The following is a 17,221-nucleotide window of genomic DNA, read 5'->3' as shown; positions in this document are numbered from 1 at the left end:
AGGAGCCTCGCCTGCACCGCCCACCTCCGTCGTCCAGCTTACCGGATCGGGAAGTGGGCGTAAGGGAGGCAGCCACCCGGGTGGGGCGCGGCCTCCATGCGCAAGTCGGCCAGGCTCAGGGGGTCACGAAGCCGATGATGCCCTTCGGGCCAGATTCACCCACCACGATCAGGGTGCCGTCGTACTGGAATGCCATCGAGCGGATCAGGTCGTCCTTCCAACCCAGGTCGAGGGTGGTCTTGCCGCCTGCGCCGAAGGTGGTGTCCAGGGCGCCAGAGGCCGCGTACTTGGCGATGGCGAAGTCCCGCGTTCCATCTGGGCGGGTGGAGTACCCGCCAGCGTACACTTGCCCGCTGTCGTTCATCAGTACGCTCGTCGCGTTGTCATCCCCCGTACCGAAGTCGGTCGTCACCAGGCCGTCCCCGCTGAAGGCCGAGTCAGGGGTGCCGTCGGGCCTCAACCGGGCGACGGCGAAACTCCACTTGGCAGAAGAGTTCACGCTGCGGCCCGCCAGGGCGATGCGGTCGCTGGCCGCGTTGTAACGCGCGGCGTAGGCGGCGCTGTCCCCGGCACCGAACTCCAGACCCTTGAGGCCGTCTCCACCCCCGAAGGTGGGATCAGGCAGCCCGTCCTCCGTGAAGCGGGCGACGAGCGCGCGCATCCGGCCGTTCTGTTTCGCCCAGCCGACCATCAGGGGCCGCGCGTTCATCATGGTCACGCCGCCGAGGCTGACCCCCCCGTTGGCGTTCGGGACGTTGAGGCCATAGGCGCCGTCCCCGCTGAAGCTCTTGTCGAGCACGCCGCCCGCCGTGTACACCGAGGCGATGCCCCGGATGGGCGAGGTGTTGACGTACCCGGCGCCGAACACCCGGGTACCCGTCGCCGCGAGGTCGTTGATATGGCTCTGGGTGTGGTCGTCCTGCATCACCGTCATCGCGTAGCCGGTGTTCTGGGCACCGAACGCCCAGTCGGTAGAGCCATCGGAGAGTTTGAACGACTCGATGACCTGCTGGTGCGCGTCCTCGTACTCCGTGCCGGTGATCGGAATGCCGTTCATGGTGGTCGTGTTCTCCCGGCGCACGCTGCCCGAGACGAGCACCCGGTCGCCCTGCAGGGCCACGCCGCCCACGCGGAACTCGTAGGGGGAATTGCCGTCACGCGTCGCCTGGGTGGACGTGCAGACGTGGCTCAGGACGCCGTAGCAGCTCTTCTTGCGGACGGGCACGTTGAGCCTGCGCCAGCCCGTCTTGGCAAAGGTGGTGTCTAGGTAGCCGGCGGCGGTGAAGCGTGCCACGAAGGCGAAGTACCCGGCTTTCGAGGATGTTGTGGCGGCGTCATACCCCTCGCCCACCACGAGGATGCGGCCGTCGCTCTGGCGCGTCACATCGCGGAAGCGGGTGTAGCCAGTGCCGAAGGAGTAGGACTTGACGTACTTGAGAGCGCCGGAGGAGACGGCCAAGCTGCTCAGCGCGGGGCCGCCGGTCCTCTCCTGCTGGAGTTCCGGCGTCGGGGACGTGGGCACCGCGTTCATTCCACAGGAGGCGAGGGCGACGGTAAGAACCAGGACGGGGGTAATCTGGATGGGTCGTGGCACAGGCATTCCTTTGGTGTCCTCAACCGGTTCGGCGCTCTGCCGGGTCGATTCGACTGCCCGGAGTGTGCCGGGGGGGCCGTCACCACCCCGTCATTGCGCCCGTCCCGAGCCGTCCCGGCAGTGACGCCAGATGGTTTTGGCAACTGATCGGCAGTTCAATGATTATGAGCATCATTGACGTCCTGGACAGGATGTAAGCCGTATAAAGCGGAAGTGGTTGCCCCGCCCCACCTGTTGAAGGAGTCGGTGGGTTTCTGGCAACTCAACGCCAGTAAGCTGCTGAGCTGTGCCTGACCGGAAGCCGCTGGCGCCACTGTTTTTCCTCGGCGTCATCAATTGGGCCCTGCGGCTGGATCACCGTTTCTCCCTCAGCCAGCGAGACGTCCAGGCGGTGCTGATTGAGTGCGGGATCACCGTCAGCCACGAGAAAAAAGCGGCAATTGACATCAAATGTGCACCCTGACTCACCGAGAAACCGCACCACCGGGAGGGGACTCGTCTGTTCGCGGTGGGACGACGGACCCGGGCGTGTAGGGCGAGGGACGCCCGGGTCTCGAACCTGCACCAGCACACCCGAACCACTGTCCCTGCCCCAGCATGGCGACACCATTTGACACCTGCCCTGCGGCTCTGGGGTGACGTCATGCAGCAGGCCGACTGAAGTTCAGGCGCCCTATCAGGAGCGTTGCCCTCCACGTCGTTCACTTGCTAGGAACGTTCTCCCTGGAACCCGCCCCACTCTAAGCCTGCGTTTTCGCCTGTCCAAAGGGTGAAGTGGCCGCCGCTGGAACCTTGTGAAGGGCACCTGGCACGACATGCCGCACCACCGCTCCTGCGCACACGAGGGCAAACCCGGGTGAGGGTGCTGTTCCTGCGCGATGACGGGGCGGTGACGGCACTCCGCTTACCGTGCCCTCAGCATTGAACGCATCAAAAGGAGCCCGATATGAACAGTCGCCAGACCGCCCTCGTGCAATCCACCTTCTGCCTTGTAGAACCGATCGCAGAGGACGCCTCTCGCCTCTTCTACGCCCGGTTGTTCGAGCTGGACCCAGACTTGCGCCTCCTCTTTCCGCACGACCTGAGCGGGCAGGGTCGCAAGCTCATGACCGCGCTCGGTCTGGTGGTTCGCGGCCTGCGAACCCCAGACGCCATTCTTCCAGCCGTCCGCGAACTGGGACGGCGGCACGGCGGGTACGGCGTCCGCGACGAGCACTACGAGGTCGTGGGAAGCGCGCTGCTGTGGACGCTGAAGCAGGGACTTGGCGAGGCGTTCACGTCAGAGGTTCAGGCGGCTTGGAGCGCCGCCTATGCCCTCCTCTCGGGCGAGATGCGCGTGGCTGCCCAGGGGGCTCCTGTCCCCCCGTCCCTTCCGGTCATGCGGGGGATTCGGTGAATCTCCCGCGTCTCCACCTCCGACAGACCCCGGCTCTCCGCCTCCTCACACCCAGCCCAAAAGGAACGACCATGCCGCACCTCCTCAGATCCCTGCCGCTCCTCGCTCTGACCGCCGCCCTCGCCTCCTGCGGCACAATGGCGCCGTCCCCTGCCCTGCCCGCTTCGCAGGTGCAGGAGGGCACCCCCGAGAACATGACCGCCCAAACCATCACGCCGAAGCCGGGCTCATTCGTGATGCTCAAGGCCCTGTACTTCGGAGACCTCTATACCCGCGTCCGTGACGTGGCGGTTCAGGCCGACGGCAAGATCCTCATCGTTGGCGAGGGGCGCGAAAGCGGGGCGTACGGCGGCTATTTCGGCTTTGTCGCCCGTGTCCTGCCAGACGGCTCGCTCGACCCCACCTTTGCCAAGATGGGCTGGCGCAAGCTCCAGGAGATCTACCAGAGCACGTCGTGGCAGTGCGCAATTTGCCCGGCCACCTACCATATCGTGACTGGCAACAGCCCGCACGAGTTCACTGTGACGGGCGTGGCGATCCAGGGAAACCGCGTACTCGTCTCGGGCAGCGCCCGAAAGGAGGTGGAGGATTCCTCGAGCACGGTGTATAGGACCCGCCAGCAGTTCGTGGAGGCCTTCAAGCTCAGCGACGGCTCCGCCGACGGCGGCTGGAACTCGACGGGGATCGTGCAGACGACGATGGGGAACGACAACGTCCTCAGTAACGCCAACGACATCGCGGTGGCGCCCGACCGGGTGTTCACCAGCGGGTACGTCAACTCCAGCCCGATGCGGCCCACCATCGCCACGTACACGAACGCAGGCCAGCTCGACAAGAGCTTCAGTGGGGACGGCGCGCACTACCTCACGCTCCCCAACTCGGAGGGCGGCGCCAGTTCCTCGGCGGTCACGATGGTCAACTCGCGGCCCCTGGTTGCGGGGTGGGCGAAGCACAACAACATTCAGCGCATGTTCCTGACCCGCTACAAGGAGGACGGCACGCTCGACCCCAGCTTCGGGGGTGGCGACGGCATCCTCGGCCTGAGCTTCGGCACGGGCGATACGGTGGCCCGGGCAGTGCAGTACAACGCTTCCGCAGGCCGCATCGGGGTGGCAGGTCAGATTTTCGATTCGGCGGGCTTATCCCGATTTGCAGTGGCAAAACTCTTCCCGGACGGTACGGTGGACGCGGCCTTCGGGAGCGGGGGCAAAGTTACGACGGTGGTCGGGACAGGGCACGCGGGCGCGAATGCCGCCGTGATGCAGCCGAATGGCAAGCTGCTCGCAGCGGGCTACACAACCAGTCCCGACGGCAAGACGGACGCGGCGGTGGTGCGCTACAACGCGAACGGCACGCTCGATGCGGCCTTCGGGAGTGGGGGCAAAAGCGTGCTGGGCGCAAGCAACGGCTTCACCGAGATGATTCGCGGGATGGCGACCCTGCCGGACGGCCGCATCGTGGTCGTCGGCGACTCGGGCATCTACGGACTGGTGGGTCTCCTTCAGCCCTGAGCGGCGCTGTCCCGGGCGGCGGACTGGTAAGGTCCGCCGCCCGCCTTTGGAGTTGGAGGCCCGAACAGCCCGCTTCCCCGGAGCCCCTAAACCATCGCTGGCTTATGATCAGAAGTTGTTGCTTTCCCAGGACATCCCCCAGCCGGCTACGCGGCGGCAGCCAGCCGGATGTTTACATCGGCGGATCGGGACGTGTGAAACAGACTCTGACTGAATGACCGTGAATAGGCTTGACAAAGTGGCAATCGGCCGTTGAGTTCGGTGAATTTCAAATTGTGGGCCAGAACATCGCTCGCTGTGCTCTCACGCTAGAGAGACATTCCTGAGCGCCGCGTCCCTGAGAGCTCCACCTGTCGGCCCTCCCCTTGCTGTCGTAGCGTCACCGGAGTCCTGTCCGCCGTAGCCCAGATTTCTGATGCCATAACCTCCGCGGTAGGCGTTGCCTATGCTCCGGGAGTAGTGGTCCATTCCACGTCATTGGAAGGGGAAGTGGGTCCAAGGTTCAGGGGTGACCCGGACGGGCGGGATGCACCGTGATCGCAGTCTCGTCTTGTGATTCATGCCTTGAGTCTTTTGCTCCCGTTGGAAACTGGAGCCTCGCCGCCCGCGTATTTTCCTGTATGTACGCCCGCACACGCCGTCTGCCCACCAAGCCCGCGCTGCCCGCCTGGAAGTGGGCCTTGGCGATCTCCATGGTCGTGCTGCTGATGGTGGGCATTTGGCGGATTGTGACGTGGCCGCGCAACCCAGCCACCCAGGCGGCGGCCACCAGGCGTACCGTGGTGCAGGACTGGAGTACCCTCAAGCGCTTTGGCCCGCGTCCCGTCGGCACGCCCGGTCACGATCAGGCCGTGGCGTGGCTGGAAGATCAGTTCACCGCGCTGGGATATCGCGTGACCCGGCAACCCGTGACCCTGGAACGTCCCTTCGATCAGGGGGGCACCGTCAAAGTGGGCAACCTGAGTGTGTCTGCTGCCGCCATATACGGTGCAGGCGGCGGCGAACAAACGGGACGGCTGGTGCGCGTCTCTCCTGCCGCCTCTCGTGCAGACATGGAAGCGGCGGGCTTGCGTGGGCAGCTTGCTTTGGTGGCGCTGGAGGGCGCCAGTTGTGACGCGGTTTCATGGCGTGATCTGGCAGACCGCTCCATCGCTGCTGGAGCTTTTGGACTGGTGTTGGTTAACAACTGCCCCGTTCAACAGCTCAAAAGAATCGCCGCCACGTCCCTTCCGCTGGTGATGATCAGCGGGGCAGAGGGGCTGAAGGTGCTCGGACTGGCCGGACAGACGGCCACCGTCACCTGCAACGTCGAACTTCGCGAGGTCACGGGACACAACCTGATCGCTGCTCGCGTGAGTGCCACGCCTGAGATCGTCTTTGGAGCCCACCTGGACAGCGTAAATGACAGCCCCGGTGCGAACGACAACGCCAGCGGCGTCCTCGCTGTGGTGGACCTGGCCCGGCGAGCCGTGAACACCCCCCTTGCGGAGCGCGCCTGGTTCGTGCTGTTCGACGCTGAGGAATATGGACTGCACGGCAGTTCCATTTTCGCCCGCGATCCGTCGTACCCTATCCGCAAGACTCGCGCCATGCTGAACATGGACATGGTGGGCGTGGCCGCCGAACCTCTTGGCGTCGCGGGCGACGTCGAGGTGCTGGCCCTGGCACGGCAGATCCGACCGGACCTGCGCGTGTTCAAGGACGACGGCCAGCCCAGACGCGTGACCTTCGGGCGAACCAGCAATGTGCAGGGCAGCAGCGATCACGTCTCGTTCATGCGCTGGGGCGTCCCGACGGCCTTCCTGTACCGGGGCGAAGACATCAACTATCACAGCGCCAAGGACATCACCTTGGATCTGGTGATGGTCAAGGACACCGCCGCCTTCGCGGCGGAACTGGCCAACCGTGTTCTGGACGCACCGTGGACTCCGCGCGAGATGTGCGACGGCGGGCAGAACTGCCGGAAATGACGCTCTCAGGGGGCAAGACACCCGAATTGGACGCTCTGAAGAAGGTCCGCTTGGCGGGGCGTCTCGGGGGCCGCAAACTGTTCTCGCATCAGGAGCAGGACATCCGCGAGTCGATCCAGGCCGGGCGACGGACGGCTAAGCAGTGCGGCCGCCTGTTCGGGGCCCATCCCAGCACGGTGGCTCGGCTGCTCCAGCGAGGGCTGGCGGCTGTCACCCAACCAGTCGCCGAGGCGCACCCCGGGACCACGCAGTCCTTTGGGTTGTGACAAGTTGTTGACAATAGGGAAGCGGAAGAGTTGCAGCACGGCGGGCGGCCCGAAAGTGAGGCCGCCTGCTGCATCACCGCGCGCCAGCAGTAAAACGCCTGTTGCTAGTGGTGATGTCTCTTGTGAGCGGGAATAGCACCGCGCGCCGGATGGTGCAGGTTCGTGGGTCCGGGCGTGCAGGTTGAGAAAGCCTTGTGTCCGTTATCGTGACCTGAATCCAGGTTGCTACCGTTCCTGTCGTCGTGTCGCGCGATGGGGTTGCTATGGCGACCCGTTGAGATGACTCCAACGTGCTTCACGCTGTGGAGTAGGGGGAGAGGTGTTCAGGGCTATGGCGTGGCTCCCGAGCTGATCGATATGGACGACCTCTGGCACATCATTTTCGCCCGGCAGTTGCCTGAAGAACAATCGGGCGGCCCCGGGAGCCCGGTGGTTTTGCAAAAAGATGTCCGACACGGCTCCATGATTGTCGAATGTTCGCCCCAGCCAGTGAATGATGCCACCGACGTCCACGTGTATCTCATTCAGGTGCCTTCGGGAACTCCGGCCGGCTTCCCTGTGGCTTAAGCTGTGCGCGAACAGGTCTCTGTAGTTGATGCTCTAGGTGAGGATGGACTCGCGGGTCACGCCGATTCCGCGTTCCAACAGCAGTTCTTCGACATTGCTAGAACTCAGCGTGAACCGATGGTACACATTAGCGGCGTGGCCGAACACATCTAATGGAAGTCGATCGCCCGACAGTTTCTGATTGCCCAGCACCGCGTCACCTTACCAAAACAAGTTGCATAACCGTTTGCTCAACGTTGTCTACATTTCTGTGCCTGCCGCTGGTGCTGACCTGAATCCCAAGGTGGCTTCACAAAGTATGGACTGACCGGGCTCCCAGACGGCACATTATGAACTTCCATCCTAATCGTCCGCACTTGTTCCAGGAGGTCACCATGACGAAATCCACCCAGGCTCCACAAGCGCCTCAGAACGGCGTGGTTGAGTCAGACCATAATGTAGAGCAGCAGCCTGCTCCGGAAACACCAAGCACGGATACACCGGACCAGACACCGCAACCCCAACATCACGGTCGGCCCAGCGACGACAGCGATCCTGGCCATAGCTGAACCGGCTCAATACTCTGCGGGTGGGGGTAGCCTTGCGCCATCCCCCGCGCGAGGTTGCGCCTCGTTCCTGGGCCAGGAGAACCCAACGATTGACGCAGCCACTGGCACAGGCGCCAGTCGGTCTGGCCGAGCGGTAAGATCAAAGCTTGATTCCTGACCACATCACCTGCTCTCTCCCGCCTCAAGAACATCTCCGTCAATTACAACGCGTCTACGGGCCTCTTAGCCCCGCGTTTGTCGCCGGGTAGCTGGAATGCACCCTTGAACAGGCGACGCACTTTCTCTACGGATCTCAGAGCCACCAGTATTGCTGGGTCAGTCTGGCGGATCTGGCTCAGCTGACTGGGATGACCTCCACTGGGTTAAAGCGCTGGATTCGTCGTCATCATCTCCAGAGCGCACCACATCGGAGCCAAGGACGGAATGCGCCACGTTATCTCCATCTGGATGACGCCTGTCACTTCTTGTCTCTGAATCGAAGACCCCATGTCGAGACGGTTGACGCCCTACCCCGTGTGACGGCAGCTGACCTGATCTCTGCACATGTGCCAAGTCCGGTCACCCGAGGTCAAGTGGTGGATGTCGATTGGCAACTGGCCCGGCAGGCCGCTTGGCCCATGACGGTGGAGCGACTGGCCGAGGCGATGTACGGCTCCCGCGCCACGCATGTCCAGCACCAGACCCGCAAAACGCTCCGGGTCTGGGAAGCTCAGGGGCGTGTCGTGTGCTTGCCCGGGGATTGTATGACCTGGTGCGCCCCTCACTGGCTCTGGATCCAGAACGATACGGGCGCAGTGCCTTGCCCCGAGACGAACTCCAGAAGTTGAGCGCCCATCATCCGGAGCTTGCCCACTGGCCCGGCGGGTCCCTGGCGTCGGCGTGGCGGGCGTACAGCGCCTTCTATGCCGGGACGCTACTGCCGGTGGAGGACCGGGGAGAACCGACGTTCCTGGAATACCTGCTGGTGGGTCAGTTGAATCCAGAGGGGCTACCGGGCAAGGTAGATGCCCGCTACGAGGAACTGTGCCAGGCAGCGGCTTTTTACCGCCTGGTATCCATACTGCCCCGACGTGCAGTGGGGACGAAGCAGCCTCCGCTGACGGTGGAAAACATCTTGGCAGGCCTGATCGATTTTGGAGCGGCAGCCGAAGCCACCCGGCTTAAGATGCAGCGTCAATCTGGCTGGGGCCGGAGCCCTGATGGGGCCACAGAACCAAAGTGTCCACTGGTCTGCACGTGCGCGCGTAGCTCAGGCGTCGCCCGCGCATGACGGGGACCAAACCTGCCTGTTCGTAGACCCTGCCGCAATTGGCGACATTCTGGCTGTTACAACCCTTGTTCGTCGAACCGGGCTGTAACGTTGCCCACCTATCTTGCCTGGTACGTCGCCTGCATCAGACCACTCGGAAAGGCGCGGCTGCTGACCAGCCGCCAGCGGCGTTCCGGCAAGCCACGCTCAAACAGGGCGATGCCCGAACCCAGAACAATGGGCAACCACGACAGCGTCAGGTCAGTCACCTTGTCCGCCCGTAATCCCTGCCTTACCACGTCGCCGCCATCCAGATAGACGTGCTGGTGCCCTTCCTGAGCCAGCTGTTTGAACAACTCGTTCAATTCACCCTCAAAGCGTTGCTCACCATGCCTCGCTTCTATGGGGCGGTGTGTCACGACGACAAGGCGTTTTCCATCATACGGCCACTCCGGGAACCCAATCACCGCGTCATAGGTTGAGCGCCCCAGCACGAGGACATCGGCGGAGGCCATGAGTTCCTGATAACCCGTGTCCTCTGGGGGATCGGTGTGCACGACATCAAGCCACTCCAGACCCCCACCCTCACTGGCGATGAACCCGTCGAGGCTGAGGCCGAGGAAGACGGACACGCGCATAGATGTCGTCATGCACGAATTTTAGGACGCAGTCAGACCGTCTGACAGTGCAACCTTTCACCTGATGTCAGGTCAGTGGCTAAACAGCGTCCCATCAGGGGTGACTGCGGCCTTGTCTGACAGCATCTTGCTGGGGTCTAAGGCCCGAACCGACAGAAGCCTCAACGAATCACGTCAGGGGCAACGCCTCGGATGATGGCCGGTGTGTTCGACGCATAAGCTGGACATTCGGCGCATACCGCCCTCTGTTAAATAACAGGCGACCTCCGGGTCGCCTTCCCTATTGTGGATGAGAACTGAACATGGTGAGAGGCAGCGTTCTGGTCCTTCGCATACCGGTGGACCAGGCCACACCGGGTCCGGGACGTCCCGGTGCAGCAACTTGAACGCCGAATACGGCCCGGCCCCGGGCAAGCGTGCCAGACGCAACCACAGCAGCGACAATAGCTCCAGTCACCGGGAACTGGACAGCGGCCCAACACCACGCGACTCTAACCACAGGTCACGCAGGACCTTCGCAACCAGTGTTTGGTCCCTATGTCCTCCCCGTCTGTCACCACATCATCGAACGTCGGCTGTTCCAACGCTCCGGCGTATAGGAGATTGATTGACCACCTGCGCGGCCGGAGCCAACCGGGCCCCTACCTCTGCCGCAGACGTGCTGTGCCCGACGGCGAGCTGGACCGGTTGCTGGGAAGTGTCTCAGGTACTGGTCAGGTCAAGCAGCACCTTGCTGACCAGATTCCCGGCGGCCTCTACCGTGGCGGGCAGTCGCCCGAAGCCCAATGCTATGGTCACGAGGTCACCAAAGGAGGGCGCCTCGGCCACACTGCTCCTGGACGGGCGAATCTAGGGTCTCAACGAGGGCTTAGGCTTTTTCAGGAGTGCAAGAGCCAAACATCACGGGGTAGCCGGCGTCCACCAAACGTTTGCCCAGCGGACGGCCCTTCATTCGGGTGCCGAGAATGCCAATCCTAGGCGTCAAGGGCGCTCCTCTCCACGCTAAGCCGGGAGTGTTTCAGGTGATGGGTGCGGTCCTGAATCCATCTTCGGTGCCGCAGCTCCATGGATCTGAACGCTTCAGCACACAAACTGTAGGCCCGGCCAGCCTCAGCCAGAGTGAGCATGCCACTCCCCTAGACATCTGCTGGCCTGGATGGCTACGGGGGACCTAAAGCAGGATTGTTGTCAGAGAAACGAAAAACGTCCGCACCATGATGTGGGTATGAATATACCTACCCGCAGACTGTACCCTCTGTTGTCTGCCGCCAGCATCATTCTCGCCCTTGGAACCGCACAGGCCGCGCCTGTCAACGTGGGTCTCGCGTTCGATATCGGAGGCCGCAACGACCGCGGCTTCAACCAGGGAGCCTACGAAGGCGCGCTCCGCGCCATCAAGGCCACCGGCGGCAAAATCACCACCTCCGACCCCAAGGAGCGTAAGGAAGTCGGCAGCGGAATCAGCGGCCTGAGCCTCGGTAACCAACTCGTGATCGGGGTGGGCTTCTCGAACAACGACGCGATCACCCAGGCGGCCGCGCTGCATCCAAAAACCAGGTTCGTGACCGTGGACGATGTGCCCAGTGGCAACAACACCATGGGCCTGCGGTTCCGTGAAAACGAGGGCAGCTTCCTCGCGGGCTACCTGGCCGGGCTCCAGACCAGCACCGGGCGCGTGGGCTTCATTGGGGGTCTGGACATCCCCGTGATCAACCGCTTCAAGGTAGGCTTCCGTGCTGGCGCGAAGTTCGCCTGCCCGACCTGCCAGGTCAGGACGGCCAACATCGGCGACACCGTCGCCGCGTTTAACAACCCCAAGGTCGCCCGCCAAATCGCCTCGGCGATGATGGACAACGGTGTGGACATCATCTACACCGCCGCAGGCGCCAGCGGGGTCGGAACCGTCGACCAGGTCCGTGCCCGCCCGTGCCTGAAAGCGCAGACCCTGCCCAAAGGCTTGCAGTTCCGGTCGAATGCCTACGCTTCAGTGCCGAAGAGCGCAGCGTACAAAAAGGCCTGCGCTGGTGAAAGCCGCCCGACATTCTTCATCGGCGTGGACGTGAACCAGAACGCACTCGGCGACTTCGACAAGAACCCCGCGACCATGAACCACGGCCTGACGAGCATGCTCAAGCGGGTGGACAACGCCGTCTACAGCATCATCAAGGACGTCTCCAGTGGCATCGAGTGGCACGAGGGTGACCGCAGCTTCGGCCTGAGCAACGGCGGGGTCTCACTGGCCATTGACCGCTACAACCAGGCGCTGATCACGCCCAAGGTGCAGCAGCAGATCAAGACCGTCGAGAAGCTGATTATCGGCGGCGGCGTGCGCATCCCCTCCTCCTGAACCCGCCTGTCGTCTCAGGCACGCCCCTCCACGGTCCACCTGGCTGGACGACGGAGGGGTTTTGCAGTTCAAACGGCAAGCCACTTCTTAAGCGTGCTGTCAAGCTAGCGCTGGTTGCCGTGACTGTAAGCTCCTGGCCGCCGCCATTCGGGCCTCAAACAGTGGCCACTTCTGACCTTCTGACCGATGACACCACCCTTTCCCATGTTGTCTTTCTCCAAGGCAGGATGATGAGGCTGAGCGGCCGGGGACGATGCTACACCCCACCAACCTGAACCCCATCCTAGGGGCTAAGCAGGCGGTACGGTAATGGGGAGAAGCAGGTGTCGCCGACATCATGCCGGGTCCCTGCCGCTGCTTTCCGATTTCACGCCGTGTCCTTATGGGACCGCTCTCGGCAGCTCCTGAGCGGGACATTGGAAGACTAGAAGTCTTCCACCTCACTCTGGACGTCGTTTTCTTCTAATGCCACGTAACGGCGGGTGGTATCGACCGAGGCGTGACCGAGGAAGAGGCCCACCCGGGTAAAATCCCGGGTGGCGCGGTACAGGCGCGTTCCCGAATGCTTTCTGGCCGCGTGAAAACCCCGCCAAGCGTGCCCTTGACCCGCTGCACGAAAGGCCGTAGACATCCGGTATTTCGCCTGGTGATACGTCCAGATGAACAGGGCGCCGTCCGCGCGGAGGGGCGGAAGACCAGCAATCGCAGCCCGCACGCGTTTCCCCAGTGGGACCCGGCGGATTTTGCCCCCCTTGCCGTGCACGGTCAACGTTGTGCCCTGAATATCGGCGGTCTTGACGCTCAGCGCCTCGCTGACCCGCAGGCCGGCGTGGGCACACAGCAGCAACAAGGTGGCCAGCCGCGGCTCGCAGTGCTGGAGCACCTCATCAATCTCGCGCATGTAAGGGGGGTTCTTGACAATGCCCGGTGTGGGGTCCGGCGGGACGTGGGCATCCTGAAAGGGCTGGGCGTCGGTGGCGCCGGCCCAGCTCAGGGCCCGGTACAGGGCGCGGGCGCCTGCGACATATTGCGCGACGGTGGACGCCGAGAGGGTTCCCCTGCGCCCACGCCCCTGCGAGGGCCGCGTTTGCAGTTGAGCGACGTATCGCCCGCCATCCCGGCGCCCCGGCCGAAGCAGTTGCACACCATGCTCCTGTGCCCAGGGCACGAAGTCGCGCACGGCCAGGCGGTAAGCCGCCAGAGTTTTCGGACTGGTTCGGGCCCCCTTGCGACTGCCGGCGGTCATATACGCCCAAGTGACCTGGACCAGGGTCTCGACGTCGTAGGTGCTCGCGGCTTCAACGGCGCGGACCCGCAGGGCCTGATCGCTAAGGTTGGTGAGGGCCAGAGTGTCACCCGAGCGGACCAGGGTCATGGGAGGGGCCGGGCGGAGCAGGGCTGAGAGGACGCGGTCACGGGCCTTCACCCTACGCCAAATCTTCAATGTGGACACTAATTGGCGTTACGTCATCCACCCAAACAGCCACCTTGAACACCCGTCCAAAAATGGCAATCCGCAAGGGGCCCTCCTGGCAATGCGATGACGTGGCCGGGCCAACCAACATCTCGGTGCCTCTGGGCTGCCCAACGTAAGAACGTCAACACTGCGGGCCCGGACTTGCCTGTGCCCTCAGAACAGGTTTTGCTGGCTCCCCTCCACAATGGCATTGCGAGCGGCGGCGGGCGTTCGTCTGCAGCAGTCCATAAACGCTCATTTGTAAGTTGACACCTTGAGCGGGTTACTGCCTGACCTGGTTCGGCTGAAGGAAGGTGAGCTCGAAACTGAGGCTAAGGTACGAGGGATAGGGATTTTCCGGTGAATCGATCGGCGTCTCCACTACGAGCCCAGACATTCAGCCGCGCAGAATGTTCGGGCGAGAGGATCCTTCCAGGGCGCCATCAACTCAGGGTAAGTGTATTCGTTCTCAAGTTGGGGGCCGGTTCCCTCTGCGTTGCAAAGGTCCCGCGTCTCGTCGTAGACATGCTGCGCTTGAGTCAACAGCCTGCTTAGGTCATCAGCAGAGATGGACTTGGAACCGTCTGCAGGCATGGCAGGTTCCTGTATGGGAGAAGGAACGGGCCGATAAAGACTTTCAATCCACGGCGCTAGAGGAGAGGAGCTGGTCACTGTGGGCGGCCACCTAGCGGTGTCCCTGTTGCGGACGAGGTTTAGGCCGCCCGTCTGACTTTTGAAGAGACCCAGACGGTGGCTGTGGGGTATAGGCGCGGACCCCAGGTGGCAAGCGGGGTTGGAAATCGGCGACCGCATGTTTGCTGTCAGTAAAGTTAACGCCGTGCTCGTGGAGATGACAGGCGACCTTAAGCAGCGTGGTGGTCTTGCGGGCGCTTGCGGCGGCACGCAGGAAGATGTGAGCGTGGGTCGAGATGGCACAGGCCAGGAAGGCATGTTGCCCACAAGTCAAATGAGGAATCACGCGCCACCCTTCTTTCTTCAGGACAAGCCAGAAAAACGTGACTGGGTGGAGAAGGGGTATTAGCACCGAGGCAGACGGAAGGCGGATAACCTTATCAAGTCACGCGAATGCGGGGCAGCTGAGGGTGGCTTGACATCCATCGCCGCTTGTGTTGCCGCACCCACCACTCTCTTTCCCCAAACCCACTTACCCGGCGAACTCACGCACCGGCTGACCGCGTACGCCGACCTCGGCTCGGAAGAGGGACCCGGCCAGCGGGTCTTCCCCCACATCAAGGTCCTCGCGCGAAGTGGTGATGTAGAGCGTCTGCAGTCCAGGACCGCCGAATGTGCAGGCCGTGACCTTGCGCGCGGGAACCTCAATCACCTCTGCCAACTTGCCGTCCGGAGTGTAGTGCCGCACCGCCCCCCCATTGACCAGAGCCACCCAGACGCCGCCCTGCGCGTCCACCGTCAGGCCATCGGGCTGGAGCCCCTCGCTCGTGAGGTCCACGAAAGTACGTCGTCCGCTCAGACCCACCTCGCGGGCATAGTCGAAGACACTGACCTGGCCGGTTGCAGTGTCGTTGTAGTACGCCAGCATGCCGTCGGGACTCCATTCCAGGCCATTGGAGACGGTGACGCCCTCCAGGACCACCGTGACTGTGCTGTCTGGGGCGAGCCGATACAGTTTCGCGGCGCCGGGCGTTTGATCGTAGGCCATCGAGCCGCAGTAGAAGCGTCCGTCGGGGTCGCAGCCACCCTCGTTCATGCGAATGCCGGGGGCGGTCCAGACCTCCGGCATCGGCGTCACCGTGCCATCCTCGTCCTCCAGCGCGAAGCCCCGCTCCACCCCAATCACTGCGCCCCCCTGTCGGCGCGGACGCAGTGCGGCGGCCACCTTGCCGACATGCCTGCGACTCACCGTCCCGTCCGCCTCCAGTGACAGCACATCGCCCGCGAGCATGTCCACCCAGCGCAGACCACCCCAACGTTCTGACCAGACCGGCCCCTCGCCGTGGTAGGCCACCGGGTCCGTCACCTGTTCTGCGCGCATCTGTCTACCTCCATTTGTACGCGTTCAGCGTAAGCCCTGTGCAGGCGGCAGGTGCTCTGGATACAGGAAGACTTAATCTTATTTCCGCTCTCGAACCCGCTGTAGCAGGCAGAGTTGTGGCGAGTGTGTGGCGCTAGAGTGATGAAAGAGTTTCCGTGCAGCAGGTGGCCTGAACTTCAGGCCACCTGCTGCACGACTTTGTGCCAGAGCATGAACGCCCGTTTTAGTGATGAGCGCGAACAGTAGAGCACGCCGGGTGATGCAGATTCGTGATGCTGGCGTGCAGGTCAGAAATCCTTGTGCACTTCCTCTGAATCTGAGTTCTCGCTGCTCGTGTCCACGTGTCAGGCGGCGGGATTGCTCGATAAGCTTGTTGCATCGGGCCGTTCCATGATCCGGACGTGCTTCACAGCGAGGAGTCTGTGAAGCTTGCGCAGGGCCACACCATAACCCCAGAGCTTGTCGGTCTACACGTTGACTGGTACGCCGTACTCTCCCAGGAGCCAGCGGAAGAAAGCCACGGCGGCCCCTCTATCGCAGTGACGCTGAAGAATCTTGTCCAACACCATGCTCATCGACTGCCCGCCATAATTCAGAGGTTGGCTTCACTGACGTCCACATACCTTAAAGTCGAGCTGTCACCGGAAACTCCGTCGGGGTTCCATCAGCAGAGAACTAAGTCAAAATGGTACTGAAGGTCATGCACTAGGTGCGGATGGAGTGGGGGGTCACGCAGCCTCATATGCTGGCGCGCAGGGATCACAGAGCGGCGTTACCTCTCCCGCTCCATCTAAGAAAGCCCTGCGCTTTCATGAGAGTCAGTCGGGAGGACGGTCCACAAGTCACTTGGCCATCTGGCAGGCTATCGGGCGTCAGCATGAGTTCGGATTCGAGGCCAGGGTGAGCTCCAGCCGTTCCCGGACGCGGGCCAGGACGGTGGCGGCGTCCTCTCCGGGGTTGACGTCCTGCCAATGGTCTGTGATGACTCCGTCTGGGGCTACCAGGAACGTATCACGGCGTGGCCGGCGCACCTCTTCACCTGGCCAGGGCTCGTCTAGTACTCCAAAAGCTGCACTGAGGGTCTGAGCACGGTCATTGAGCAGCGGATAGTCGAGCTTGCACAGGTCCCGGAAGACGGCTTGTTCCTGTCTGGCGTCCCCATTGATGCCCACGACGTCGACTCCGAGCGCTTGGAAGTCCGCGGCTACGGCCTGATAGCGCCGAGCCTGCAACTGGCAGTGAATGGTGGCTGTTTTGGGGAAAAAGAACAGAACCTGCCAACGGCCGGCCCCTGAGGTATACGGCCGCCCGTTGTCCTGCATCGCGGTTAATTCAGGGACATGGTCACCAATGGACAAAGACATGGGGCCAGCCTACTGGCTTCGGCTAAGAAGACATTCTGTAGTCCTATAAGAGTGACCCTATGTTGCGTTGATAGAGCAATTGAGGGAGATCCGCAAGATATGTGGTGTTAAGTGGATTGTGTTGCCTGAATTGAGTCCGGCCAGCTTGAACCGTCGAGACGCCCCAAAACCCTACCGACACCGATCTCCGATCAGCAGCCAGCACAACCAAAAACCTGGGCCATCGCTTGCCACTGAGCGAGTGCGACGTCCAGGAATTGGATTCGCCAGCGCGGCTCAACAAGTGAGTCAGGTGCTGCCC

Annotated in this window: 15 protein-coding genes; 9 read left to right on the top strand and 6 right to left on the bottom strand. The window is 62.8% G+C overall.

Annotation, left to right across the window (positions count from 1 at the left end):
• Window positions 1-115: 115 nt before the first annotated feature.
• On the bottom strand, window positions 116-1,594 hold the full coding sequence (locus HNQ08_RS21055) for an NHL repeat-containing protein (protein ID WP_184136560.1): 1,479 nt from the start codon (window positions 1,592-1,594) through the stop codon (window positions 116-118).
• A 286-nt stretch (window positions 1,595-1,880) separates the two neighbouring features.
• Here HNQ08_RS21055 and HNQ08_RS21050 point away from each other — a divergent pair, with 286 nt between their 5' ends.
• From HNQ08_RS21050 to HNQ08_RS21030, 5 genes are all read left to right on the top strand, one after another.
• Window positions 1,881-2,057 carry a hypothetical protein gene (locus HNQ08_RS21050; protein ID WP_184136557.1) on the top strand — a complete coding sequence of 59 codons (177 nt, stop codon included), beginning with the start codon at window positions 1,881-1,883 and terminating at the stop codon, window positions 2,055-2,057.
• A gap of 483 nt (window positions 2,058-2,540) precedes the next feature.
• Window positions 2,541-2,990: a globin family protein gene (locus HNQ08_RS21045; RefSeq protein WP_184136555.1), complete on the top strand. Its 450-nt coding sequence runs from the start codon at window positions 2,541-2,543 to the stop codon at window positions 2,988-2,990.
• Between the two features lie 71 nt (window positions 2,991-3,061).
• The gene (locus HNQ08_RS21040) at window positions 3,062-4,501 is read left to right on the top strand and encodes a hypothetical protein (RefSeq protein WP_184136553.1); all 1,440 of its coding nucleotides are present in this window, start codon (window positions 3,062-3,064) and stop codon (window positions 4,499-4,501) included.
• A gap of 620 nt (window positions 4,502-5,121) precedes the next feature.
• The gene (locus HNQ08_RS21035) at window positions 5,122-6,471 is read left to right on the top strand and encodes a M28 family metallopeptidase (RefSeq protein ID WP_184136551.1); all 1,350 of its coding nucleotides are present in this window, start codon (window positions 5,122-5,124) and stop codon (window positions 6,469-6,471) included.
• A complete protein-coding gene (locus HNQ08_RS21030; protein ID WP_184136549.1) occupies window positions 6,468-6,737 on the top strand; it encodes a hypothetical protein in 270 nt (89 codons plus the stop codon). Before HNQ08_RS21035 ends, HNQ08_RS21030 begins: the two co-directional genes overlap by 4 nt.
• 261 nt (window positions 6,738-6,998) lie before the next feature.
• Here the strand turns inward: HNQ08_RS21030 and HNQ08_RS28305 are convergent, their stop codons facing one another.
• Window positions 6,999-7,250: a DDE-type integrase/transposase/recombinase gene (locus HNQ08_RS28305; protein ID WP_184136547.1), complete on the bottom strand. Its 252-nt coding sequence runs from the start codon at window positions 7,248-7,250 to the stop codon at window positions 6,999-7,001.
• A 428-nt stretch (window positions 7,251-7,678) separates the two neighbouring features.
• On the opposite strand from HNQ08_RS28305, the gene HNQ08_RS21020 reads away from it, so the two are divergent.
• Together HNQ08_RS21020 and HNQ08_RS21015 are read left to right on the top strand one after the other, a co-directional pair.
• Window positions 7,679-7,852 (top strand): hypothetical protein, encoded by a 174-nt coding sequence (locus HNQ08_RS21020; RefSeq protein ID WP_184136545.1) that lies wholly within the window; start codon window positions 7,679-7,681, stop codon window positions 7,850-7,852.
• A gap of 799 nt (window positions 7,853-8,651) precedes the next feature.
• On the top strand, window positions 8,652-9,122 hold the full coding sequence (locus tag HNQ08_RS21015) for a hypothetical protein (protein ID WP_184136543.1): 471 nt from the start codon (window positions 8,652-8,654) through the stop codon (window positions 9,120-9,122).
• A gap of 98 nt (window positions 9,123-9,220) precedes the next feature.
• Here HNQ08_RS21015 and HNQ08_RS21010 read toward each other — a convergent pair whose 3' ends face one another.
• The gene (locus HNQ08_RS21010; RefSeq protein WP_184136541.1) at window positions 9,221-9,751 is read right to left on the bottom strand and encodes a dihydrofolate reductase family protein; all 531 of its coding nucleotides are present in this window, start codon (window positions 9,749-9,751) and stop codon (window positions 9,221-9,223) included.
• A gap of 1,246 nt (window positions 9,752-10,997) precedes the next feature.
• Here HNQ08_RS21010 and HNQ08_RS21005 point away from each other — a divergent pair.
• Window positions 10,998-12,086 carry a BMP family lipoprotein gene (locus HNQ08_RS21005; protein ID WP_229790160.1) on the top strand — a complete coding sequence of 363 codons (1,089 nt, stop codon included), beginning with the start codon at window positions 10,998-11,000 and terminating at the stop codon, window positions 12,084-12,086.
• Between the two features lie 424 nt (window positions 12,087-12,510).
• On the opposite strand, the gene HNQ08_RS21000 is transcribed toward HNQ08_RS21005, so the two are convergent.
• The gene (locus HNQ08_RS21000) at window positions 12,511-13,461 is read right to left on the bottom strand and encodes a tyrosine-type recombinase/integrase (RefSeq protein WP_184136537.1); all 951 of its coding nucleotides are present in this window, start codon (window positions 13,459-13,461) and stop codon (window positions 12,511-12,513) included.
• Window positions 13,462-14,335: 874 nt separating this feature from the next.
• Here HNQ08_RS21000 and HNQ08_RS20995 point away from each other — a divergent pair.
• Window positions 14,336-14,584, top strand: a complete 249-nt coding sequence (locus HNQ08_RS20995) for a hypothetical protein (RefSeq protein WP_184136535.1) — start codon at window positions 14,336-14,338, stop codon at window positions 14,582-14,584.
• Window positions 14,585-14,707: 123 nt separating this feature from the next.
• Here the strand turns inward: HNQ08_RS20995 and HNQ08_RS20990 are convergent, their stop codons facing one another.
• A complete protein-coding gene (locus tag HNQ08_RS20990) occupies window positions 14,708-15,556 on the bottom strand; it encodes an SMP-30/gluconolactonase/LRE family protein (RefSeq protein ID WP_184136533.1) in 849 nt (282 codons plus the stop codon).
• Window positions 15,557-16,428: 872 nt separating this feature from the next.
• A complete protein-coding gene (locus tag HNQ08_RS20985; protein WP_184136531.1) occupies window positions 16,429-16,920 on the bottom strand; it encodes a peroxiredoxin in 492 nt (163 codons plus the stop codon).
• Window positions 16,921-17,221: the final 301 nt, after the last annotated feature.

The organism is Deinococcus humi, assembly GCF_014201875.1.
GTDB lineage: Bacteria > Deinococcota > Deinococci > Deinococcales > Deinococcaceae > Deinococcus > Deinococcus humi.
The sequence above is the reverse complement of the archived record's forward strand: the minus strand, read 5'-3'. Positions and strand labels throughout refer to the sequence as shown.

Coding starts and splice junctions, on each gene's coding strand:
- HNQ08_RS21045 (WP_184136555.1), top strand. CDS start 2,541: ATGAACAGTCGCCAGACCGCCCTCGTGCAATCCACCTTCTGCCTTGTA.
- HNQ08_RS21040 (WP_184136553.1), top strand. CDS start 3,062: ATGCCGCACCTCCTCAGATCCCTGCCGCTCCTCGCTCTGACCGCCGCC.
- HNQ08_RS21035 (WP_184136551.1), top strand. CDS start 5,122: ATGTACGCCCGCACACGCCGTCTGCCCACCAAGCCCGCGCTGCCCGCC.
- HNQ08_RS21030 (WP_184136549.1), top strand. CDS start 6,468: ATGACGCTCTCAGGGGGCAAGACACCCGAATTGGACGCTCTGAAGAAG.
- HNQ08_RS21020 (WP_184136545.1), top strand. CDS start 7,679: ATGACGAAATCCACCCAGGCTCCACAAGCGCCTCAGAACGGCGTGGTT.
- HNQ08_RS21010 (WP_184136541.1), bottom strand. CDS start 9,751: ATGACGACATCTATGCGCGTGTCCGTCTTCCTCGGCCTCAGCCTCGAC.
- HNQ08_RS21000 (WP_184136537.1), bottom strand. CDS start 13,461: ATGACCCTGGTCCGCTCGGGTGACACTCTGGCCCTCACCAACCTTAGC.
- HNQ08_RS20990 (WP_184136533.1), bottom strand. CDS start 15,556: ATGCGCGCAGAACAGGTGACGGACCCGGTGGCCTACCACGGCGAGGGG.
- HNQ08_RS20985 (WP_184136531.1), bottom strand. CDS start 16,920: ATGTCTTTGTCCATTGGTGACCATGTCCCTGAATTAACCGCGATGCAG.